Below are 22,804 nucleotides of genomic sequence, written 5' to 3' on the forward strand. Positions count from 1 at the left end.
CAGCGTCCCTTTTGATAGATATTGGGAACAGCTTATATGATTCATCGTTGTTTTTTGTTACATGCTAATTACGTTGATACAACAAGCAAAAAAACTTGTATTCACTTTTCAAATCCGATATAATCGTACTTACGGTGATTTATTCACCACTCCCACATTGACTTCTTAGACATACTTCATGATTAATGTGGAAGTTACATATTCGCGGTCATGGCGGAATTGGCAGACGCGCACGGTTCAGGTCCGTGTGGGCTTACCCCCGTGGAGGTTCGAGTCCTCTTGACCGCATCCCTATTGTTTACTAAGCTTGTCTCGTATATTGCGGGATGGGCTTTTTTATATTTCTATTGCTTTAAGATATTCAATGAATAGATGCTATATGGTCTCTTAATGATGCAGGCATAGCTCCAAATTGTAGAACTTGTTCTATTTCATTGATATGCGCTGTACGACTTGCTCCGATCAGCATTGAATCAACTTGCGGATGTTCGATTGTCCACCAGAGCACTAACTGTACCAGCGTACATCCTACTTCTTCTGCTATTTGACGGTACGTATCGACTTTGGCGAAGTTCTCGTTGGTAAAATAGTGCTTAATCCGTTCTTCTCCTTTAGCCAGGCGACTTTCTACAGGAATGTCTTGCAGTGATCTATACCGTCCTGCTAATATTCCTCTGGCTAATGGGCTGTAAATAATCTTGCCGATACCCACTTGCTCACAGTAAAGAAATACTTCTTGTTCTACTGCACGAGCAAGCAAATTGAACTCAGATTGAATCGAAGCACATGCTGTCCATTGATGTGTATGACTGATCTCATAAGCAGAACGTAGCTGATCTACAGCAAAATTGGAATAACCAATCGCTCTAACTTTACCTTGTTGTACTAGCTCATGTAATACAAATAACGTTTCTTCCAGTGGAGTATGAGGATCGAACTCATGTACTTGATACAGATCGATATAATCGGTTTGCAGACGTTGGAGCGAATGGTCGATCTGTTGTGTAATATGCTGGCGTGACAATCCTTCGTCCATCTTGCCCTCACCCATACGCATGCCTACTTTGGTCGCAAGTATAACCTGATCTCGTTTTCCTTTAAGAATATTCCCAATCATCTGCTCGCCTAATCCATCTCCGATATGATCGATATCTTGTCTTTTCCCATAAAAGTTAGCAGTGTCGATCAGAGTCATACCGATATCTAGACTATGATCTATAATACGTTGTGAAGCAGATGCATCGATCCATCTTCCAAATGCCATCGTTCCCAGACCTACTTTGGATACTGGAATATTCGATTTACCTAATATCTGCTTATCCATTCAATTGTTCTCCTTAACCATCTGCGCGAGTCCACTTCCAAATGACCAGTCTTCGAATTCAGTCTCGACCAATATGATAAATACATCTTCGATCCGAATACCGACTTTTTGTGCTAACGCTGTTGCTAACTGTTTATACAGATTTGTCTTCTTGACCACGCCTCGACCAGACTTCAAGGTAATCTGGATATATAATAATCCATCTGAACGATCTCCTTGTAAATAGTGTCGATCATATACAAACTGTTCTGGTTGATGACTATGAAAGACTTGAAAACAATCATTCTCCGGTACATCACAACAATCGATTAAAGCCGATAAAATAACCTGACTCATCTGTTGTAACTGTTCTGCATTATACTGATTATGCATATAACTTACTCTTGTAAATGGCATATCGCTGATCCTCCATACGATTGAATTGGTTGATACTGATACAAGCTTTTATGAATACTATGATTGTATCTATATTCTCTTTATTTATATAATAGATAATAATCATAAAGATCATTCATTTTACCGATGAAGATAGCAAAAGAAAAATGTACTAAGGAGATGTACTATGGATTTAACAGAATTGATTGCTTTTCAGACCGTGATGCAAGAAGGTACTTTTGCTAGAGCAGCCGAAAAGCTGAATTATGCTCAATCAACAATTACTAACCAGATCAAACGATTAGAAAAAGAATTAGGATTGACTTTGTTTTATCGTAATTGGGAAGCGACCTTAACACCTGCCGGGCAACGATTTGCTGAACAAGTCGATCAATTAATCCATCACTGGCGGTATGTCGGTGATATAGCCAAGCAATTGAATGAAGAAGAAATAGGTACTTTACAGATTGGTGTCACAGAGACATGGGCAGATCGTTATTTGCCTGCTATTTTATATCAATTTCGACAATATCGACCCAAAATCACTTGTGAGATTATAGTAGGTAATTCGGCTTTTTTGCAAGAGTGTCTACAACAGGAGAAAATATCGTTAGCTTTATGTGCAGATTCGGAGTCGTCTCACGATTATGTATTTGAACCTTTACAACAAGAATCAATCTCGCTAATTATACCGGCTAATCATGTATTGGCGAATACCCAAGCAGTGACTATACATGAATTATTATCACATTTGTTGATTATCGGACAATCGTCGTGCAAGTATCGCTTTCAGGTGGAAAAAGCTTTTAGAACGTATGAGCAAGAACCGTTATTTTACACAATTAATCAACTTTCTTTAATTCCGCTTTATGCTGAACAATTAAATGGGATCGGGATTGTACCGTCTTCTTTGAGTGTAGATGATACGTATACTGTTTTACCTTTTCCTTCTGTAAATCACCATTTGCAGATTGGCATTTTACAACCCCGGCGTATAAAATATAACAGCGGTATGCAGCAACTGTTTGTAGAAGAAGTTCGGAAGTATTTTAAAAATCTCCGTGAATAGTAATCTTCAATTTGATGTGGATTCAATCATAAATCGTAGTCGCTTCCATGCTTTTATAAAGAAATCGCCATGTATAAATATAAGAGCACAAGAATAAGCAATATACCAAAAAGAGCACTCTACTTGTTACTGTAGAAGTGCTCTTTTTTTGAAATATACAATAGACGTTCATACCTTTATTAGCAATCTTAATGCGATCTAACAGCAATTAGCTATTTGAGCTATCGCTCTCGTCTTCTTTTGACAGCAGACCTTTGAGTTCTTTCATAAACATATTAATATCTTTAAATTGACGATATACCGAAGCAAAACGTACATAAGCTACTTCATCGACAGGGTACAACTGTTCCATGACTAATTCGCCTACAGCACGACTTTCCACTTCTGCCATCGCTGTAGTATGTAGACTTTTTTCCACTTCAGAGACGATCATATCCAGTTGATCTACCGATACCGGACGTTTCTCACAAGCACGAATCAGACCGCGCAGGATTTTGTCACGACTAAATTCTTCACGACTTCCATCTTTTTTGATCACAATTAGCGGTGTTTCTTCCACCATCTCGAACGTCGTAAATCGGCGATTGCAACTTTCACATTCGCGTCTACGACGAATCGATTTATTATCATTGGCTGGACGGGAATCCAGCACCTTGGTTCCATTGTGACTGCAATATGGACATTTCATTGCTCACGTCACTTCCTTTCTCGCCAACCGTTCATTCGGACATCATTTCAGTTAAGTTCATGCATATATATTCAGGATGTGAGTAAATATGAGTTACAGAATCCAACATAGTGCTTGTTCGATCTAAAAGGCATCGTATAATTCAGTATACTGCTTATAATAATATAATACACGTTGGACATAATGTCTCGTTTCCCCGAAAGGAATATCTTTGACATCTTCTAATGTACCGTCCCATTTGCCGGAACTTAGCCATGATTTTACATTACCAGGACCTGCATTGTAGGCAGCAATTACAGCGATTTTGTTACCGCCGAACTGACGATTAAGCTGTCTAAGATACCATGTACCAATCTGAATATTCGGATCGATCTCATGCTTGACCGTTTCCAGTGACATGTTGTCCAAGTGTGCTTGCTCCATAATCCATTGCGCCGTATTCGGCATCAGTTGCATAATACCGAGTGCGCCTTTTTTGGATTCCATACTGGGCTTAAAGTTAGTCTCGACTCGAATAATAGAAGCAACTAGAAAAGGATCGACTTCATAAGCAGAAGCATGAGCACGAATCTCTTCTTTATACTCTATCGGATAAATCCATCCTAGCCAGCGACTATTGAAAAAAACCACAATCACAACAAGCACGAATAGCGGTAAAAGAAATCGTTTACGAACCAATTTCTTCATGAAAGACCTTTACTCTGCCAGAACTGTTCCAATTGAGCATACGTGTCCTCAAGGGTACCGCTATTATCAATTACAATGTCAGCTACTTTTTTCTTTTGCTCAATATCCATCTGAGCGTTAATCCTTTTCCAAGCTTGTTCTTCAGTAAGTCCATCACGTGAGATCAGACGCTGTAATTGAACAGGCTGAGGCACATATACGACCATAATCTGATCAAACGTATAGACCCCTTTGGCTTCCAACAACAGCGGAATATCTGCTACAACCAATGTATCCGGATACTGCTGTTCTAATTCTACCGTACGTGTCTGAATCAATTCACGAATCGCAGGATGGGTAATATCTTCAAGCGACTTCCGTTCTTCGGGATGGGTGAAGATATGTTCCCCTAACTTTTTGCGATTCAGTGTTCCGTCTGCTTGCAACATGTCTGTGCCGAAGCGTTGTACCACTTGAGCCAGCACAGGATGATTCGGCATCATCACTTCCCGCGCAATCAGATCCGCATCAATCAGCTTGGCTCCTTTGGATGATAACCATGCCGAGACAGAACTTTTACCTGTGGCGATTCCTCCGGTTAACCCGATATTCATGATATCACCTCAATGTTTCTGACGAGTAGGTAGCGGCTGACACACCGGACAAAAGTGTGTTCCTCTTCCGCCGACAACCGTCTTCTCGACAAGTGTTCCGCATTCATAACAAGGTTCTGCTTTACGACCGTAAATACGTAGACTGTGCTGGAACATGCCCATTTCGCCTTGACCATTTACATACGACTTGATCGACGAACCACCTGCTTCTACAGCATCCGCAAGTGTGGATACTATCGCTTCATGCAGACGAGTTAATTGTTCTGCTGACAATGTATTAGCAATCTGCTCTGGATGAATCCCCGAACGGAACAACGCTTCATCGACATAAATATTTCCGATCCCTACCACATACTTCTGATTAAGCAATACAGGCTTAATCATCGTACGGCGCTTGCTCATCATATGGATAAATTGCTCTGCTGTAAATTCCGGTGCAAGAGGTTCAAGCCCCAGATGCATCAGTGGCTTCGACTGCAAATCTTCATCTTTTTTGAACAAATGCATTGTACCGAATTGACGAACATCTTTGTACCGAAGTTCAGTACCGTCTGTAAAATGAAAAATCACATGAGTATGCTTCTCAACAGGTTCATCCTGAGTATAAACTCCATAGCGTCCTTCCATACGTAAATGAGAAACCAATACCAAATGATCCATCACAATACGCAAAAACTTCCCGCGACGCTCTACTTTCTCAATCGTATGCCCTTGAAGCTCTATCTCAAACTGCTTATGATCATCTGGCAATTGAACAATACGTGGTAAAGATACCGTAACATGATCAATCGTTTTGCCGGCAACCAAGGTGTTTAACGTGCGTCTAACTGTTTCTACTTCCGGCAATTCCGGCATAACCTTTCACCTTACCTTTAATATAATAAATTTATGAGTTTTAAAATCATCACACTGCATCGTTATACGAATAATTAAAAGATAATGAAAGCAAAACAAATCACTCTCAAATAAGTAATCATAAAACACTTTAATAAGTGAAATTATAACTAGTAGAACTAATATGAATTTGAGAAAATGATACCCATACATCACTAAATAATAACTTAAAGTCACATGTCAAAATTACTTATCTCAAAAACACAAACCTCAAATTTTTCCCCAAACAAAAATATTCAGCGAGCTGAATATCACTGCTCTCAAACTGCTGCACCCTCCACCAGCGCAGCGACGTGGATGCTCTTCTCCATGCTCGGAGTGGAGGTCAAAGAAATGATCCGATAGAAGCGAAGCGTTCGCCTTTAAAGATTGGATATGACTGCTACAGCAGTGATTCAAGTATCCAATCTTTAACAGCGATCGTAAGGATCATGTCTTTGACGGAACGAATCACCATTCCACCTCCAAGCATCCCTCGCTTCTCTACCCTTTTAATTATAGACTATTTACTTCGCTTCATACCAGTTCGCGCCATAGCTTACTTCAGCTTTGAGTGGAACCGATAAAGACAATGCTTTTTCCATTACTTCTGGTACCAATGTCTTCATTTGTTCTAGTTCATCAGCAGGAACTTCAAATACCAATTCATCATGTACTTGAAGAAGCATACGGCTGTTTAACTTATGGTCTTTGAGCGCTTGATCCATATGCACCATCGCTAATTTGATAATATCTGCGGCTGTACCTTGAATCGGTGTATTCATCGCTGTACGATTTGCAAAAGAGCGCAGATTAAAGTTAGACGAGTTGATATCCGGGAGATAACGACGACGTTCTAACATCGTTTTAACGAATCCATCTTTTTTCGCTTCGACTACGATATCATCCATATAACGGCTAACGCCTTTGAATACTTCTAGATATTGATTGATAAAGTCGCCTGCTTCTTTACGAGTAATGCCTAGATTTTGAGATAATCCATAATCACTGATTCCGTAGACAATACCAAAGTTAACCGCTTTGGCAGAACGACGCATATCGCCATCAACTTGCTCTTTGGTCACACCGAATACATCCATCGCTGTTTTGGTATGAATATCCATATCATGCAAAAAGGCATCTTTCAAACCTGGATCATCTGCCATATGAGCAAGTACGCGCAGTTCGATCTGAGAATAATCGGATGATAAAATACTCCAACCACTTTCAGACGGCACAAATACTTTACGTAATTTACGTCCTTCTTCCAAACGAATCGGAATATTTTGCAGATTCGGGAACTGACTGGATAAGCGACCTGTTGCTGTAATCGTCTGACGGAAGAACGTATGCACTTTGCCAGATTTGGGATGAACTTCTTTTAGCAATCCTTCTACATAAGTGGATTGCAATTTGGCAAGCTGACGATACACAAGAATCAACTGCACGATATCATGATAAGGTGCTAATTTTTCCAGTACATCGGCACTGGTTGAATAGCCTGTTTTGGTTTTTTTCTCTACAGGTAGCCCTAGACGATCGAATAGAATCTCACCTAATTGCTTCGGTGAATTTAGATTAAATTCTACACCCGCCATGCCATGAATTTCTGTCACTAATAGATTAATCTTTTGTTCAAACTCTTTGCCTAGTTCACGCAATTCGTCTGTATTTACAGCAACGCCTTGTTTCTCCATATCCGCTAAAATACGGGACAACGGCATTTCCAGATCATTAAATAAGCTGGTCATTTCATTTTGTTCCAATTGTTCACGTTGCAATGGAACCAGTTCACGAATCGCTGCTGTTTTGCGTGCAAGATGATGACTCAATACGTCTTCTTCAGGCACTTTATATTTAGCCCCTTTACCAAACACCGTCTCGTCTTCTGGCATATGAGGTAGACCATATTTGGCTCCAAGAGCATTTAAGCTTTGTCCTGATTCTGTAGGATCAAGCAAGTAGGCTGCAATCTGCACATCAAAAGAAGCACCTGCAAAAGGAATATCGCTCCAGTACAATACAAGATCTGCGCGATGTAGATCATGTCCATGCTTCGGAATCGATTCATCGGCTAACCATGCGCGTACACCTGCTGCACGCTCACTAAGCAACGTCTCGGGCGTCATAAAGTAATACTGGTCTGGCGCTGACAATACAATACCGACCAGTTCAGCATGATGCGGATTATCTCCATGACTTTCGATATGCAATACTTCGACAGTATTCAGTACTTTTTCCAATGCGGGAAGCTGTTCTTCGCCTACAATAGTTACTTCTAGTTCAGAAGCTTCCACTTGAGCAGGATCATGCAGATCTTCTCCATCAATATCAGACAGATTGAGGCGCTGAATAATCGAATTAAATTCTAATTTACGCAAAGCTACAATTGATGTCACCGGATTGAATCCATCATATTTCATACTTTCCCATGTCGCATCAAAAGGAACATCACGGAAAATAGTCGCTAACTCTTTACTCATCCGAGCATCATCGGCATGTGCTTCTACTTTTTCTTTCATTTTGCCTTTAAGTTGATCGGTGTTCGCTAAGACTTCTTCTACACTGCCAAATTGATGTAACAATTTGAGTGCTGTTTTTTCACCGACACCTGGAATACCCGGGATATTATCAGATGTATCACCCATCAATCCTTTTAGATCGATAATTTGAGCAGGTGTTAAGCCGTAACGTTCTTCGATTTCTGCTGGGCCGTAAGGTTCAATATCACTTACACCTTTGCGAGTGAGTGCAATTTTGACGTGATCCGAAGCCAGTTGTAGCATATCTTTATCACCACTGACGATCAGCACATTACGTCCTTTTTCTTCAGCCGTACGGGATAATGTACCAATAATATCATCAGCTTCATACGTATCTAATTCAAAGTACGTAATACCAAGACCGGTCAATAATTCTTTAAGCAATGGAAATTGCTCGGATAGTTCTGGTGGTGTTTTTTGACGTCCACCTTTGTAATCTCCATAAGTCGTATGACGGAACGTGATTTTACCTGCATCAAAAGCAACCATCACATGTGTTGGCTTTTCTTCTTCCAGCAAGCGAATTAACATATTGGTAAATCCATAAACCGCATTAGTATGCTGTCCACTTTTGGTTGTCATCGGTTGTTGCATCGCAAAAAAAGCACGATAAATAATACTATTTCCATCTATTAAAAGAAACTTTTCCATAGAACCTCCTGTAATTAGAACATCTCTATATTTAACCATGTACTGGTTGATGATTAGGATTAAGATTTGCTCTTTCTATGATACCACAAGCCCTTCTAATCAAAAAATAAAAGCATCGGATTTGTGTCCGATGCTTTGGGATTGCTTTATAATATAACTTATTTGTACATTAACGATTAAGATCAGGACGTACGCCTGTCACAAGGTAGACGACACTTTCGCCAATATTGGTGGCATGATCTCCGATACGTTCGATATAACGTCCTGTCAGATTCAGCAACATCACTTGCGGGCCGTCTACAGCATGATCGATCATATAGTTATGCAGTTCACGAATCATTCCACTATACATATGATCCACTTGGTCATCGTCTACACCGACTTTATAAGCCAGATCTGTATTTTCATCCAGATACGATTGGATCGATTCTTTGGTCATTTGTCCTACGATATCTGCCATACGCGGAATATCTACTAATGGCTGAATCAATGTAGAATCTTGTAGACGCAATGTTACTTTAGCGATATCAAGAGCCAGATCACCCATACGCTCGAGATCACTAGAGATTTTGAAAGCTACAATGATACGACGTAAATCTTTGGCTACCGGTTGTTGTGTTACGATCAGACGTGAACCGATTTCCATCACTTTCTCTTCTAATTCATTTAACTTATAATCATTTCCAATAATTATTTTTGCCTGTTCGATATCAAGGCGTTGTAGTGATAGCACAGCTTCTTCCAAAGCATGTACTACATGATCTCCCATAGCAGTGAGCAACTGACGTAGCTCTCCTAGACTTTGGTCGAATTCTTTCCGGTTGGGCATGAACAAGTCCTCCTTGGTGTAGGTATTAGCCGAATCTTCCCGAAATATAATCTTCTGTTCGAGAGTCCGTAGGGTTGGAGAACATCTCCGGTGTATCGGATGATTCCACAATTTCTCCATTTAAGAAAAATGCAGTCTGATCTGAAATACGCGCTGCCTGATGCATATTGTGTGTTACCATCACAATCGTATAATCTTTTTTGAGCTCACGCGTTAATTCTTCAATCTTCAATGTAGAGATTGGATCAAGTGCTGAAGTGGCTTCATCCATAAGTAGAATATCCGGTTGACCTGCTAGCGCACGCGCAATACATAGGCGTTGCTGTTGTCCACCGGATAAGCTAAGTGCAGAACGTTTGAGATAGTCTTTCACTTCTTCCCACAACGCAGACTGACGCAAGCTTGTTTCTACGATCTCATCTAGATCTTTTTTGGAAGTAACCCCATGTAGACGTGGACCATAAGCTACATTTTCGTAGATAGACTTGGGAAAAGGATTCGGTTGTTGAAATACCATACCTACTTGTTGACGCAAATTTTCGACTTCTACATTTTCTCCGTAAATATTAGAACCACTGATTTCCACTACGCCTTCGATGCGTGTGCCTGGAATCATATCGTTCATGCGATTCAATGTACGAAGCAATGTTGATTTACCACAACCGGAAGGGCCGATAAAAGCAGTAATCGCTTTTTCTTTAATATCCAAATTAATATGTTTAAGAGCCTGATGTTTCTCATAATACAGGTTCAATTGTTCAATACGTATAATCGCTGACACAAGGTACACTCCCCTGATTTTCAATTCATTTTCGGTGACAAATGTTTTTTACATCTATTCATCATAAATCATATTTGTAAATCCCATCAGTTCGAATTGTAAACGGAATGTAAAAAATGTAAGCCTGATAAATTAACGCTGTAAAGCTTGTGCAACGATACTGGTCAAATGATCCGCTTGATCAGCCGATTGCATCAATTGTTCTGCATTTTGAGAAGCTTGTTCTGCTTCGACTGTCATTTTGCCAAATAATTGATTTGCTTGCTGAATATACATCATACTTTGATCCATCACTGTCTCGGTCGTATGAGTGGACGAAGCAGATTGCCCAATCATTTCACCAAGTCCGGTAAGTAATCGATTTACATCTGTAGAAAGAGTCGTAATATGCGAAGATAATTTGCGCATTTCTTCTGCGACAACAGCGAATCCTTGTCCTGCCGCTTTAGCCCGTGCTGCTTCTATCGAAGCATTAAGCGCAAGCATATTACTCTGACCTGCAAGATCAGTTACCGTATGGACGACTTTACTTGCTTGCCCTGTGTAATCAAGCATCTGTTCTGCGAGTGTACGCTGGCGCACTACTAACTGTTGTACTTGCTGAAATTGTTGATGGGCTTGATTGAGATCGTGTTGCCCGGATATCGTCTGTTGCTTCATCAGATGAAGCTCCTGATGACTGGCTTGAGCGGCTTGTTGTACCACTTTGACCGCATCTCCAATCTGCTCAACAAACTGACGTGTTTCGTGCAAAGAAGAAATCCGTCTTTGTTCTGTAGCTAGTTGCAGATGATTAGACAGCTCCATAATATCGCGTATCGTCACTATGCCTGCTAATCGTTCTTGATCTATTAATACAACACATTCATAAAAAGAATCGCCCTCACGAGCCAGAGCAGCATCGACCACGATCGAAGCTTCTGTATCGATGTCCATTACTAACATATTGGATTGACTAAACATCACTGTAGAACGAGTGTCATACAATTCACTGGCGAATCGGCTTGCCATATGTCGATAAAATTGTTCACGCATAATCAGACCTTCTGGTCGCTCGTGTTCATCACACAACACAATACAAGGAAGATGAGTCTGGCGCTTGAACCGAACAAAAGTGTCCCGGCATGTTTCTTGAGCACGAATAGCAGGCACTGTTATTACATAATGACGTAGACGAAGTTCTTTTGCGTCTATATGCATATGGGATTCTACCTCTGTTGCTATTATCTGATCTACAGGTTCTATAATCGCTTGCTTATTTTCTTTCTCTATATCAACCGGCTGCATGATTTCAGGTTCACGTATCAGCATGTCTAACATGATTGATGACCTCTCCTAACGAATTAATATAGTCTTTAAGACTCATAGACTAAGACTAAAGGATCAATGTAAAAATTAATCCTTTAAAATACGCTAAGTATGTAAAAAACGCTCGACACTCCATATTAAATGGAATGTTGAGCGCTTGTTTTTTTGCGTACTACTAATTTATAACCAACCCCACGAATCGAATCGATATGTACCGATTCAGGATCAAGTTCTAATTTTTTACGTAAAGAGCTGACATGTACATCGACAGTACGTTGACCACCAATATAATCGAATCCCCATACTGCGTTCATCAGATCGTCCCTTGTCATCACTACTCCTGGTTTACGTGCCAGATAGAGCAAGACTTCAAATTCTTTCGGACGCAGTGTAATCTGTTGTGTACCGAGGGTCACTTCGTATTTATCAGGATAGATCGTCAAATCACCCAGTTCAATACGACTTTCATGCGATAACTCTTCTTCAGGTTGATCTTCTCTACCTGTTGCACGGCGTAATACAGCAGCTACACGTGCTAATAGTTCAGATACACCGAATGGCTTCGTAATGTAGTCATCGGCTCCTGCTTTGAGTCCTTCTACCACTTCTTCTTCTGCATTTTTGGCTGTCAAAATGACTACAGGTGTACGAACCCCTGAACTGCGCAATTTACGCAAAATATCTAATCCCGCCATGCCCGGCAACATCAGATCAAGCAAAATCAATTCAAACGGCTCACTTTGCGCACGATCCAATCCTGCACTTCCATGATCTTCTACAGTGACTTCATATCCTTCTTGTGTCAAATTGTAAGACAACAATCGAGATAACGTTGATTCATCTTCTATGACCAGTAATCGTTTAGCCATGATAACCTCCCACAAGGGTTCGCATTTCATACATCAATGTCAGCATATCACTCTTATGTTAACCCTGTGTAAAATGATGTAATAAAATATCAAATATCTGGTTCATCCTCTTGTAACAACGGCAAATTGACCGTAAATGTTGTTCCAATATTAACTTCACTTTCCACGGTTACCGTCCCGCGATGTAAATCAACAAGATGCTTAACAATTGATAATCCTAGACCCGTACCCCCTGAACTGCGTGAACGGGCTTTGTCTACTCGATAAAAACGTTCAAATATACGTGGTAAATCTTTTTTGGGAATACCCATACCTGTATCTCTCACATGGAAAAGAATACGCTCTTCTCCGTTCTCGGAACCTTTTTCCTCGACTGTTAATCTAACTTTACCACCATCTTGAGTATAGTTTACCGCATTAGAGATCAAATTGACAAAAATCTGCCGTAATCGATCTTCATCGGCTTCCATAAACATTTCTTCCGGCACATTCATATCTACCGTAATATTCTTTTTGGCAGCCGAAGAATTTAACATTTCCCGTATCGTATCGAAAAAAGGCTGTAAATGAATCGGTGAGAAGTTTAGTGGCGAACGCTTGGATTCAATTTTGGATAATTCCAGAATATCTCCGATCAGACGGTTCAACCGTTCACTTTCATCATAAATAATTTGTAAAAAGGCACGCGAAGTCTGTTCATCCTGTACACCGCCACCTAATAACGTCTCGGCAAATCCTTTTACAGCAGCAATAGGGGTTTTCAATTCATGGGATACATTCGCTACAAATTCGCTACGCATTTTTTCCAAGCGACGAATATTGGAAATATCCTGAATTAAGAACAACATCCCTCTGTACGTATCATCATCTTCAAACATCGGTACACCATCGATCTGAATCAAGCGTGGCTCTGGATCATACAATGTCTGTTCATCATGAATGCGCTCTTTGCGTCGCAATCCTTCACCTAGCAACTTGGTTAATTCATAATGACGTTTTAACTCGTGATAAGATTTACCGGTTAGACGCTTAGAACTGACTCCTAACACTTCTTCAGCGAACCGATTCACCAGTGCTACATTTCCTAATGAATTGACCATCAACATACCGCCAGTCATATTAGCCAGTACACTTTGTAGCAGGTCTTCGTTATCACGAATAATTTTGAGTTGTTTTTCCAGACTATCTGCCATATTATCAATCGCTTTACCTAATTCACCAATCTCATCACGCCGTTCTAAGCGTACACGTGCGCCGTAATCCAGACGAGAAATACGATTGGCAACTACAGTGATATGTTCTAGTGGTTTGGTCAACCCAGATGCTACCCGATAACTCACTACAGCAGCGACTAGAAATAAGATCAGTAAGCTGATACCCATAACTGTCCAGGCGTTGCGTACCCCTACTTCTACCGCTTCCAGACTCATTGATAATCGAATATATCCATCAAACAGATTGCCTGCTTGTACAGGAGCTGCAATGTATAACATATTTTTGTCCAGTGTCGCACTATAACGAATCGCACTACCGACCCCACCCGCAGCAGCCGCGCGAATTTCTTCACGATCCATATGATTGTTCATCGTATGCGGATCACTTTCAGAATCGCCAATAACGGTTCCATCTTTTTCGATAAAAGTCACTCGTGAATCGGTTAAATTCCCTATCTGATGGGCTTCTTGCGAATAATATTGAAATACATCTTCAGAAGGCTGACCGTCTGTTCCTGTTGCTTTAAAATCAAATGTGGTTTCTAACAAACGGATCTCACGCACCATATTGTCTTCAAGTGTGGCAATATGTGAGCTCTTGAATATTTGTCCCATTGTGAGTGCTGCTGCTAGACCGAGTACGCCAAGCAGTATCATCAGAATCAATGTCAGACGAATGCGAAAAGGCTTCATGCATCTCTTCCTTTACGATAATTTGAAATACGCATAAAAATAGAATATTGGAGCGTTGCCATTGGTTGTTGTAACATAATCCCGAGTACGACTGGAACCGCAGTCTGAGGGCTGAAATAAGCCATCGCAATCACCATTCCGACCGAGATATTACGCATCCCTGAAGCATAGGCTAGTGTAACAGGCAATGTCTGCCCTTCTCCTTTGCGACGAAGTATAGCAGAAGCCACATAACCGAGTCCATAGCATAACGCAACCAGAAGCAATACAGACGGTACGACTAACAACAGATCCCGACGCAATGTTTGCAATTGAGGGGCAATAGCGGCGGCATTTAACAACACAACACCTGCAAAACATAACTTCGCTAACGGTTGAGTGATTGGAGCAGACCAATCTCTGAACTTGCCACCGGATATCTCGTACACGACCATACCTGCAAATGTAGGCAATACGATCAGTAACAATAAATCTTTGAACATATGTAAAGTATCGAACTGTATATCTGCACCGAAAAAGACCTCGATTAACAGGGGCACGACAAAAGGGCTAATTGCTGAATCTACGATTACTAGCGTCAATGCTAACGCCACATTACCGAAAGACATTCCTACCCATAATACAGAGGATACGCCTAATGGAATCGCTGCAAATAGCACCAGCCCTACTGTATATGGTGAATCGCTACCAAATAGTAGTAATCCCAGTCCATATGCGATAAGTGGTGCAGCCACATGGGCTAGCAAAAGAGTAACAATAATCGGTGCAGGTCTGGTCAATACGCCTTTTAAATGATGTCTTCCACAACCAAGTCCCATCACAAATGTAACATAAGCAAATAAGCCTGGAATCCAACCGACAAAAGGTAATAATGGCTTGGATATAAAGAATCCCAGAACCAGTGTACATGGAATAATCAAAAACATATACTTTTCAAACAAACGAGTAAATGTAGCTGCGTGTTCTCTCATTATGTAGTCATCATCTCCAAAAGGTAACATATTTCAGTGGTATATATCACTTATCATAACAAGTATTATCATACCAGAGGTTGTAGAATAAGTCGCTTTCATTGATCGGATGATATTTGGGCTGTATTCAAAAAAAGACGATAGAACAGGTCAATTATGCCTGCTCTACCGCCATGATATCTTTATTGTTATATGAATATCTTTTCTACTGTATTCTGTATCTTTATATAATATGCAAATTAACCGTTAATGATCTCGCCACCATTAACATGAATAATTTGACCACTAACATAAGAAGAATCTGTACTTGCTAGGTATACATAAGCTGGAGCGACTTCTTCCGGTTGACCCGGACGCTTCATCGGTTGACTTGCTCCGAATTTGCTTACTTTTTCTTCGTCAAATGATGCAGGAATCAATGGTGTCCAGATTGGCCCTGGAGCAACTGCATTGACACGAATTCCTTTTTCTACAATATTCATCGACAATGCACGTGTAAAGGCTGTAATTGCACCTTTGGTAGAAGAGTAATCTAGCAATACCGGTTCACCGCGATACGCTGTGACTGATGTAGTATTGATAATCGTCGAACCTTCTTTAAGATGTGGAACAGCTGCTTTGGTGATAAAGAACATACCGAAAATGTTAGTACGGAAAGTACGTTCCAATTGCTCTGCTGTAATATCTACAATACTTTGTTGTACATGTTGTTCTGCTGCGTTGTTAACGACAATATCAAGCTTACCTAATTCGGATACCGTTTGTTCTACCGCTTGTTTGGCAAAAGATTCATCTCCTATATCGCCTGGAAGTAGAATACATTTGCGCCCTTCTTGCTCTACAGCCTTTTTGGTTTCTTCTGCATCGCTGTGTTCATCTTTATACACAATCGCTACATCTGCACCTTCTTTGGCATACAAGACGGCTACAGCACGACCAATACCGCTATCTCCACCTGTAATGATTGCTACTTTATCTTTAAGCTTACCTGCTGCTTGATACGCAGGGGCTTTATATTCTGGACGTGGAGTCATTTCCGATTCGATACCTGGTTGTTTTTCCTGATGTTGTGGAGGTAATGTTTGTTCTTCGCTAGACATAATGAATTCTCCTTTCGAATATGAAAATGGATAATTTACAATTACAATAACGTAGATCCCGTTGTTGCTTCCGTCCATTATTACCACTGTCTATACATGTTTAAACATCTATTTTTTACATTTTTTTATGTATTGAAATTCAATATTTAGGGTAAATATCCTTACCTTTTATCACTGAAACAGATCTCATATGTAAAAACCTTAATACATAAAAAAACCGTCACTGATAATAGCAACGGTTTTTGACGTAAAACATTATGTGTATGGATTGATCCATCTTGGTCGATGGTCTACTATGTGTGAATTACCCATTGAATAGAATTCGTTTAAATAATATCGCGGAATACCATAAAGAAACTAATAACAACCAGACATACTGCCAGCATCATACTCAATGAACGAATTTTACCGATATGAGCTGTAATACTTTTGTTCTCGTTAATATCTGCTAATGCTAAGCGCAAAGGCTTGCCCATAATGCCACCGATTGCTGCAATCGCCAAAAATAGCACGAATACTACAACCATCCAAGCAACAGAATAATTGCCTTTGGTCATTAAATATCCACCTGTTAACAATTGTACAATCAATCCAAATTGAGCGATTCGATTTAATGTACCAATCAGCGCAATACTACCTGATTGTGCTTCTGCTGAGCCATTTGCTAATTTACTTGTTACAACAGGTAAAAATAAGTAAAAACCCATCGATAACGCTCCCAAAATGTGTATAAACACCAATACTTCAGCCATGATAGAACCTCCTTTCATTTCATCAATCACAGACCATCACTACTGCTCTGCTATACTTCATTATTTTAACGGATGATGATATGAAAATACATATTTTCGCCTTAATTTTATCGACTGTTGTGTCTATTTTTTGTCATATCGACAAAAGTATGTCTATATTCAATCTGAACAAAACCATAACAAAAAAGGCCTCCACATAAGGTGGAAGCCTTTTTGTACTCACTTTTAAACGTTCACGATTTGGATCACACTACGGACAGAATCAGCGGATTTCTCAAGAGCTGCTTTTTCATCGGAGGTCAATTCCAATTCAAAGATTTTCTCAATACCACCGCCGCCTAGAATAGCAGGTACGCCCATAAAGAGATCATTATAACCGTATTCGCCTTCTAAATAAGCAATGATCGGTAGAATACGCTTTTTGTCTTTAAGAACAGCTTCTGTCATTTGTACCAGTGACGCTGCCGGCGCATAGTAAGCACTACCATTACCGAGCAGATTCACAATTTCGCCTCCACCTACACGGGTGCGTTGTACAATTTCTTGAATCCGTTCTTTGGAGATCAATGTATCGATCGGGATACCGCCGACGCTAGAATATCGTACAAGCGGCACCATATCGTCTCCATGACCACCTAATACAAATCCGCGTACATCTTCTACAGATACATTTAATTCTTCTGCAATAAAAGTACAATAGCGCGCTGTATCCAGTACACCGGATTGTCCAATCACACGATTTTTGGGGAATCCCAAAGCTTGATAAGCTACATAAGTCATCGCATCTACCGGATTACTCAAAATAATCACAATCGCATCTGGAGAATACCCTTTGACTTGTTCGCATACCGACTTCACGATTCCTGCATTTGTGTTGACTAGATCATCGCGGCTCATACCCGGCTTACGAGCGATACCTGCTGTGATAATAACTACATCCGAAGATGCTGTATCTTCATAATCAGATGTCCCTTTAATCTGGCTATCAAACCCTTGTACAGGGCTAGCTTCCATCATATCGAGCGCTTTACCTTTTGTTGGGTTCTCCAACTGTGGAATATCAACCAGTACTACGTCACCAAGTTCCTTTTGAGCAAGCATCAAAGCTGTAGTAGCACCGGTAAAGCCAGCACCAACCACTGTGATTTTTTTGCGCTTAATGACGGTCATAGGTTTATCCTCCTACATGTTTTCGATGATTTTGTCAGCGAACTCAGAGCATTTCACTTCTGTTGCGCCATCCATCAGACGAGCAAAGTCATAAGTGACTGTTTTGTTGTTGATTGATTTTTCTAGACCTTTGTAGATCAATGCAGAAGCATCGTTCCATCCCAAGTGATCCAACAACATTACGCCAGACAAGATAACAGAACCAGGGTTCACGACATCTTTGTCTGCATATTTAGGAGCTGTACCATGAGTCGCTTCGAAAATAGCATGTCCAGTTACATAGTTGATGTTTGCGCCCGGTGCAATACCGATTCCGCCTACTTGTGCAGCAAGAGCATCAGACAAATAGTCACCGTTCAAGTTCAATGTAGCAATCACATCAAATTCATTTGGACGAGTAAGTACTTGTTGCAAAGCGATATCAGCAATCGCATCTTTTACGATGATTTTGCCAGCATCTTCAGCTGCTTTTTGCGCTGCATTTGCTTCGTCTGTACCTTTTTCTTCTTTGATCTTATCGTATTGTGCCCAAGTGAACACTTTATCTCCGAATTCAGCTTCAGCCACTTCATAACCCCAGTTTTTGAAAGCTCCTTCAGTAAATTTCATGATGTTTCCTTTGTGTACCAAAGTTACTGTTTTGCGGTTGTGGTCAATTGCGTATTGAACAGCAGCGCGAACCAGACGTTTGGAACCTTCTTCAGATACAGGCTTAATACCGATACCGGATGTTTCAGGGAAACGGATTTTGTTAACGCCCATTTCGTCTTTTAAGAATTTCAATACTTTTTTCACTTCTTCTGTACCTTCTTGGTACTCGATACCTGCATAGATATCTTCTGTATTCTCACGGAAAATAACCATATCTACCAATTCAGGACGTTTTACAGGAGAAGGTACACCGTCAAAATAACGAACAGGACGAAGACATACATATAGATCTAGTTCTTGACGAAGTGCTACGTTCAATGAACGAATACCACCACCGATAGGTGTAGTCAAAGGTCCTTTGATCGCTACAATATATTCGCGAATCGCTGTCAGCGTATCAGCTGGCAACCACTCATCGTATGTATTGAATGCTTTTTCGCCGGCAAATACTTCATACCAAGCAATTTTTTTGGAACCGCCGTAAGCTTTTTCTACTGCTGCATCCAATACACGTACAGATGCTTTCCAGATATCGCGTCCTGTACCATCACCTTCAATAAAAGGGACGATCGGGTTATTAGGTACGTTAAGAACTCCATTATCAATTGTGATTTTCTCACCAGTAGTAGGTAATTCGTATTTTTCAAACTTAGGCATAATCATGTTCCTCCTTAAGGGATATGGCTGTGACATCGTCAGAGAAGGCGTTTACACATGATGAAAAGAAACTTGGAATAGCTGATACGTTTGAGTATCATGTACTCGCTCGTTTCTTCTCATCTCTAGGCATGATACAACCATTTTGTATATGCTCACCTTCACAGACATGCACAGTTCTGTATTTTATTTTACCAGACGTTGGGTCATATGAGAAATATCTACTTGTTTATAATTAAAAATTTACGATTAACGTTGTTCAATCGGAATATATTTTTGATCAACCGGCCCTACATATTCTGCACGTGGACGGATAATACGGTTGTTTTCGTATTGTTCCAAAATATGTGCAGACCATCCAGATACACGACTAATTGCAAAAATAGGTGTGAACAAGTTACGCGGAATTCCTAGCATTGTGTATACAGAAGCAGAATAGAAATCAACATTTGGTTTCAATCCTTTGCTACCTGTTACAATTTCTTCGATCCGAATACACATTTCGTATAGGCTCAAATCGTTATTCATTTCACCTAACTCTTTAGACATTTTTTGTAAATGCTTGGCACGAGGATCACCATTTTTGTATACACGGTGACCGAAGCCCATGATTTTCACTTTATTATCGAGTTGTTCTTGGATATAACTTTCTAAGCGATCCATCGAACCGATCTCTTCTAGCATTTTCATAACGGCTTCATTTGCTCCGCCATGTAGTGGCCCTTTAAGCGCACCAATCGCTGAAGTGATACCGGAATGAATATCAGACAATGTAGCTACTGTTACACGAGCAGCAAAAGTAGACGCATTCAATTCATGATCTGCGTGCAATACTAGCGCTTGATCCAAAGCTTTCACTGCTGTGTCTTCAGGCTCTTCGCCATTTAACATATACAAGAAATTATGAGCAATCGATACGCCTTTTTTAGGAGCAACCGGCTCTTTACCAGCAGCGATACGTCCAAGTGCAGCTACAATAGCAGGCAATTGTGCTTGTAATTTCACGACTTTTTTATGGTTCGCTTCTTGGCTCATATCTTCTGCTAGATCATCATATAGAGCAAGAGCAGAGATCGCACTACGAAGAGCTGCCATCTGATTCATATCTTTAGGATAAAGTTTCATTTGCGCAATCAATGGTTCCGGTAAGGTAGCATATTCATCTAGATCTTTTTGCAATTGATCTAGTTCTGCTTGATTTGGAAGTTTACCAAACCACAGCAAATAAGCCACTTCCTCAAAACTTGCGTTAATGGCTAGGTCATCGATATCGATTCCACGGTATGTAAGTACGCCGTCGACGATCGAACTAATAGATGAGCTTGCTGCAACAACGCCTTCCAATCCTTTAGTAGCTGTCATATTACTCTCTCCTTTTCAGAACGGAATGATTGAGATTTTGCCCATTTTCGGGAATGAAAACATTTACATTTTTAAATATGGAAAATTTTAAAAACTAGATATTGAGGTCCCTCACAATTGTTGAAAAGAGTTCTAATGATCCAAACACCTACCATTAACCTTCCAAGGACCTTCACTCATCATACTTTATTTTGACGGAGTTGTGAACAAAATGAAGACTGTTTGTGACATTAAATTGTTTTATCATCGCAATAAGAATTTTTTTGTAACCCCTTACAGTATCAATTATAAGCCCTTTCGTTTCAAAAGTCTTGTCTGCCGTTTAACATCATATATGATGCTGATTACATAATTACTATATTGAACATAAGGAGATCAATTCATTGAACATTATGATCCGTAATCGGATTTTACGTGGAATATGGGTGCTTGTAGCAATTATTATCACTGCAATTGCTGTGCGTTACCTGTTTCCACTTCTGTACCCGTTATTGCTTGCATGGTTGTTCGCTTATGCGATGAATCCGTTAGTTAGACTTTTACAGAATCGTGCTCACTTTCCACGCTGGTTAGCAGTCTCGCTCTCATTGCTTGTTTATTTTGGTGGTCTGCTCGCTTTACTTTCGTTTTTGGTAACAAGATTGGTTCAACAAACTATCACTCTTATGCAAACATTCAACGATCATATGGATAGCTGGCGTCAAATGTTTGTAGGCTGGACGAAAAACGATAGCCTGCAAAATATCACTAATCAAATCAATGGTTTTCTGAAAGAAACCCCTTATGGAGATACGATCAACAACAATCTAGACCAGACTACACAAAGTCTTTCTAGTACGATTAGTGGTATTGTTACAGGGATTCTGAATTATTTACTTGATTTTCTAACCGCATTACCTAACTTTGCCTGGATTATTGTCGTTATTGTATTATCTGCCTTTTTTATCAGTAATAGCTGGGAAAAACATACCCGTATCGTAGCTGGATGGTTTCCTTCGAATATTAGACTGACGATGGTTACGATTTGGCGGGATTTGCAAAAAGCACTGTTCGGATATGTACGTGCTCAATTTATTTTGATCTCGATTACAGGTATTATTGTGATTATTGGACTATTTATTTTGCGAGTTGAGTCTGCTCTACTGATTGGTCTACTGATCGGTGCTGTAGATCTACTGCCCTATCTAGGAGTAGGGATTGTAATGATCCCGTGGGCGATCTATACCTTTATGAGCGGCGATATTAGCTTGGGGATTGGTCTAAGTGTACTTTATGTCATTGTATTGATTGTACGGCAGATTATGGAGCCTAAAGTGCTAGCCAGTAGCGTAGGTCTTGATCCTTTAGCCACTTTAATCAGTATGTTTGTCGGCTTAAAGCTATTTGGCGCATTAGGTCTATTGATCGGGCCAGTCACACTGGTGATTGTCTCTGCGCTTAATCGTGCGAATGTTTTCCGTGATCTGCGTAACTATATTGTCAACGGTAAAGCGAGATAATTCATTGCATTACAGAAATAGTCTAACTATACCATTCATACTAATCAAAATAGATATCTTATAACGGTATACCAAAACAGGCAGTACTTTTAGAATCTAACTTCTAAAGTACTGCCTGTTTGTTATGATGGATCGCTATCATCAG

General features: G+C 40.2%; 20 protein-coding genes and 1 tRNA gene. 3 read left to right on the plus strand and 18 right to left on the minus strand.

The window, feature by feature from the left end:
- The first annotated feature begins 204 nt into the window (after positions 1–204).
- A tRNA-Leu gene (locus PQ460_RS16375) sits at positions 205–288 on the plus strand.
- A 73-nt stretch (positions 289–361) separates the two neighbouring features.
- Here the strand turns inward: PQ460_RS16375 and PQ460_RS16380 are convergent.
- Together PQ460_RS16380 and PQ460_RS16385 are read right to left on the minus strand one after the other, a co-directional pair.
- On the minus strand, positions 362–1,324 hold the full coding sequence (locus tag PQ460_RS16380; protein WP_274170477.1) for an aldo/keto reductase: 963 nt from the start codon (positions 1,322–1,324) through the stop codon (positions 362–364).
- Positions 1,325–1,720 (minus strand): tautomerase family protein, encoded by a 396-nt coding sequence (locus PQ460_RS16385; protein WP_274170478.1) that lies wholly within the window; start codon positions 1,718–1,720, stop codon positions 1,325–1,327.
- A 166-nt stretch (positions 1,721–1,886) separates the two neighbouring features.
- Here PQ460_RS16385 and PQ460_RS16390 point away from each other — a divergent pair, with 166 nt between their 5' ends.
- A complete protein-coding gene (locus PQ460_RS16390) occupies positions 1,887–2,768 on the plus strand; it encodes a LysR family transcriptional regulator (RefSeq protein WP_274170479.1) in 882 nt (293 codons plus the stop codon).
- A gap of 208 nt (positions 2,769–2,976) precedes the next feature.
- Here the strand turns inward: PQ460_RS16390 and nrdR are convergent, their stop codons facing one another.
- The 16 genes from nrdR to PQ460_RS16470 form a co-directional block, all read right to left on the minus strand.
- Positions 2,977–3,456 carry a transcriptional regulator NrdR gene (gene nrdR / locus PQ460_RS16395; RefSeq protein WP_204824817.1) on the minus strand — a complete coding sequence of 160 codons (480 nt, stop codon included), beginning with the start codon at positions 3,454–3,456 and terminating at the stop codon, positions 2,977–2,979.
- Between the two features lie 123 nt (positions 3,457–3,579).
- Entirely contained in the window at positions 3,580–4,143 is a 564-nt protein-coding gene (locus PQ460_RS16400) for a lytic transglycosylase domain-containing protein (protein ID WP_273615540.1), read from the minus strand.
- Positions 4,140–4,736, minus strand: a complete 597-nt coding sequence (gene coaE / locus PQ460_RS16405; RefSeq protein ID WP_274170480.1) for a dephospho-CoA kinase — start codon at positions 4,734–4,736, stop codon at positions 4,140–4,142. Before coaE ends, PQ460_RS16400 begins: the two co-directional genes overlap by 4 nt.
- A gap of 9 nt (positions 4,737–4,745) precedes the next feature.
- Positions 4,746–5,591 (minus strand): DNA-formamidopyrimidine glycosylase, encoded by an 846-nt coding sequence (gene mutM / locus PQ460_RS16410; RefSeq protein WP_273615538.1) that lies wholly within the window; start codon positions 5,589–5,591, stop codon positions 4,746–4,748.
- Between the two features lie 545 nt (positions 5,592–6,136).
- Positions 6,137–8,803 (minus strand): DNA polymerase I, encoded by a 2,667-nt coding sequence (gene polA, locus PQ460_RS16415; RefSeq protein WP_274170481.1) that lies wholly within the window; start codon positions 8,801–8,803, stop codon positions 6,137–6,139.
- 169 nt (positions 8,804–8,972) lie between these two features.
- On the minus strand, positions 8,973–9,632 hold the full coding sequence (gene phoU / locus PQ460_RS16420) for a phosphate signaling complex protein PhoU (protein ID WP_273615536.1): 660 nt from the start codon (positions 9,630–9,632) through the stop codon (positions 8,973–8,975).
- 25 nt (positions 9,633–9,657) lie between these two features.
- A complete protein-coding gene (pstB, locus tag PQ460_RS16425; protein ID WP_204824823.1) occupies positions 9,658–10,413 on the minus strand; it encodes a phosphate ABC transporter ATP-binding protein PstB in 756 nt (251 codons plus the stop codon).
- 132 nt (positions 10,414–10,545) lie between these two features.
- Positions 10,546–11,733 (minus strand): methyl-accepting chemotaxis protein, encoded by a 1,188-nt coding sequence (locus tag PQ460_RS16430; RefSeq protein ID WP_274170482.1) that lies wholly within the window; start codon positions 11,731–11,733, stop codon positions 10,546–10,548.
- A 125-nt stretch (positions 11,734–11,858) separates the two neighbouring features.
- The gene (locus tag PQ460_RS16435) at positions 11,859–12,590 is read right to left on the minus strand and encodes a response regulator transcription factor (RefSeq protein ID WP_204824825.1); all 732 of its coding nucleotides are present in this window, start codon (positions 12,588–12,590) and stop codon (positions 11,859–11,861) included.
- Positions 12,591–12,679: 89 nt separating this feature from the next.
- A complete protein-coding gene (gene pnpS / locus PQ460_RS16440; RefSeq protein WP_274170483.1) occupies positions 12,680–14,497 on the minus strand; it encodes a two-component system histidine kinase PnpS in 1,818 nt (605 codons plus the stop codon).
- Positions 14,494–15,468, minus strand: a complete 975-nt coding sequence (locus PQ460_RS16445) for a bile acid:sodium symporter family protein (RefSeq protein ID WP_273615533.1) — start codon at positions 15,466–15,468, stop codon at positions 14,494–14,496. Before PQ460_RS16445 ends, pnpS begins: the two co-directional genes overlap by 4 nt.
- 239 nt (positions 15,469–15,707) lie before the next feature.
- Positions 15,708–16,568 (minus strand): SDR family oxidoreductase, encoded by an 861-nt coding sequence (locus PQ460_RS16450; RefSeq protein WP_273615532.1) that lies wholly within the window; start codon positions 16,566–16,568, stop codon positions 15,708–15,710.
- A 326-nt stretch (positions 16,569–16,894) separates the two neighbouring features.
- On the minus strand, positions 16,895–17,320 hold the full coding sequence (locus PQ460_RS16455) for a hypothetical protein (protein ID WP_274170484.1): 426 nt from the start codon (positions 17,318–17,320) through the stop codon (positions 16,895–16,897).
- Positions 17,321–17,545: 225 nt separating this feature from the next.
- A complete protein-coding gene (gene mdh, locus PQ460_RS16460) occupies positions 17,546–18,490 on the minus strand; it encodes a malate dehydrogenase (protein ID WP_273615530.1) in 945 nt (314 codons plus the stop codon).
- A gap of 12 nt (positions 18,491–18,502) precedes the next feature.
- Positions 18,503–19,798 carry an NADP-dependent isocitrate dehydrogenase gene (gene icd / locus PQ460_RS16465; RefSeq protein ID WP_273615529.1) on the minus strand — a complete coding sequence of 432 codons (1,296 nt, stop codon included), beginning with the start codon at positions 19,796–19,798 and terminating at the stop codon, positions 18,503–18,505.
- A gap of 249 nt (positions 19,799–20,047) precedes the next feature.
- On the minus strand, positions 20,048–21,160 hold the full coding sequence (locus PQ460_RS16470; RefSeq protein ID WP_273615528.1) for a citrate/2-methylcitrate synthase: 1,113 nt from the start codon (positions 21,158–21,160) through the stop codon (positions 20,048–20,050).
- A 383-nt stretch (positions 21,161–21,543) separates the two neighbouring features.
- On the opposite strand from PQ460_RS16470, the gene ytvI reads away from it, so the two are divergent.
- Entirely contained in the window at positions 21,544–22,659 is a 1,116-nt protein-coding gene (gene ytvI / locus PQ460_RS16475; RefSeq protein WP_273615527.1) for a sporulation integral membrane protein YtvI, read from the plus strand.
- Positions 22,660–22,804 lie beyond the last annotated feature (145 nt).

Source organism: Paenibacillus sp. KACC 21273 (assembly GCF_028736095.1).
GTDB classification, from domain to species: Bacteria; Bacillota; Bacilli; order Paenibacillales; family Paenibacillaceae; genus Saccharibacillus; species Saccharibacillus kyungheensis.

Excerpts from the sequence above, each read along its gene's own strand:
- PQ460_RS16430 (WP_274170482.1), bottom strand. The coding sequence starts at position 11,733 with ATGTTAGACATGCTGATACGTGAACCTGAAATCATGCAGCCGGTTGAT.
- mutM (WP_273615538.1), bottom strand. The coding sequence starts at position 5,591 with ATGCCGGAATTGCCGGAAGTAGAAACAGTTAGACGCACGTTAAACACC.
- PQ460_RS16400 (WP_273615540.1), bottom strand. The coding sequence starts at position 4,143 with ATGAAGAAATTGGTTCGTAAACGATTTCTTTTACCGCTATTCGTGCTT.
- mdh (WP_273615530.1), bottom strand. The coding sequence starts at position 18,490 with ATGACCGTCATTAAGCGCAAAAAAATCACAGTGGTTGGTGCTGGCTTT.
- pnpS (WP_274170483.1), bottom strand. The coding sequence starts at position 14,497 with ATGAAGCCTTTTCGCATTCGTCTGACATTGATTCTGATGATACTGCTT.
- PQ460_RS16450 (WP_273615532.1), bottom strand. The coding sequence starts at position 16,568 with ATGTCTAGCGAAGAACAAACATTACCTCCACAACATCAGGAAAAACAA.
- coaE (WP_274170480.1), bottom strand. The coding sequence starts at position 4,736 with ATGAATATCGGGTTAACCGGAGGAATCGCCACAGGTAAAAGTTCTGTC.
- PQ460_RS16445 (WP_273615533.1), bottom strand. The coding sequence starts at position 15,468 with ATGAGAGAACACGCAGCTACATTTACTCGTTTGTTTGAAAAGTATATG.
- nrdR (WP_204824817.1), bottom strand. The coding sequence starts at position 3,456 with ATGAAATGTCCATATTGCAGTCACAATGGAACCAAGGTGCTGGATTCC.
- PQ460_RS16385 (WP_274170478.1), bottom strand. The coding sequence starts at position 1,720 with ATGCCATTTACAAGAGTAAGTTATATGCATAATCAGTATAATGCAGAA.
- PQ460_RS16435 (WP_204824825.1), bottom strand. The coding sequence starts at position 12,590 with ATGGCTAAACGATTACTGGTCATAGAAGATGAATCAACGTTATCTCGA.
- PQ460_RS16380 (WP_274170477.1), bottom strand. The coding sequence starts at position 1,324 with ATGGATAAGCAGATATTAGGTAAATCGAATATTCCAGTATCCAAAGTA.
- PQ460_RS16470 (WP_273615528.1), bottom strand. The coding sequence starts at position 21,160 with ATGACAGCTACTAAAGGATTGGAAGGCGTTGTTGCAGCAAGCTCATCT.
- PQ460_RS16390 (WP_274170479.1), top strand. The coding sequence starts at position 1,887 with ATGGATTTAACAGAATTGATTGCTTTTCAGACCGTGATGCAAGAAGGT.
- polA (WP_274170481.1), bottom strand. The coding sequence starts at position 8,803 with ATGGAAAAGTTTCTTTTAATAGATGGAAATAGTATTATTTATCGTGCT.
- PQ460_RS16455 (WP_274170484.1), bottom strand. The coding sequence starts at position 17,320 with ATGGCTGAAGTATTGGTGTTTATACACATTTTGGGAGCGTTATCGATG.
- icd (WP_273615529.1), bottom strand. The coding sequence starts at position 19,798 with ATGCCTAAGTTTGAAAAATACGAATTACCTACTACTGGTGAGAAAATC.
- phoU (WP_273615536.1), bottom strand. The coding sequence starts at position 9,632 with ATGCCCAACCGGAAAGAATTCGACCAAAGTCTAGGAGAGCTACGTCAG.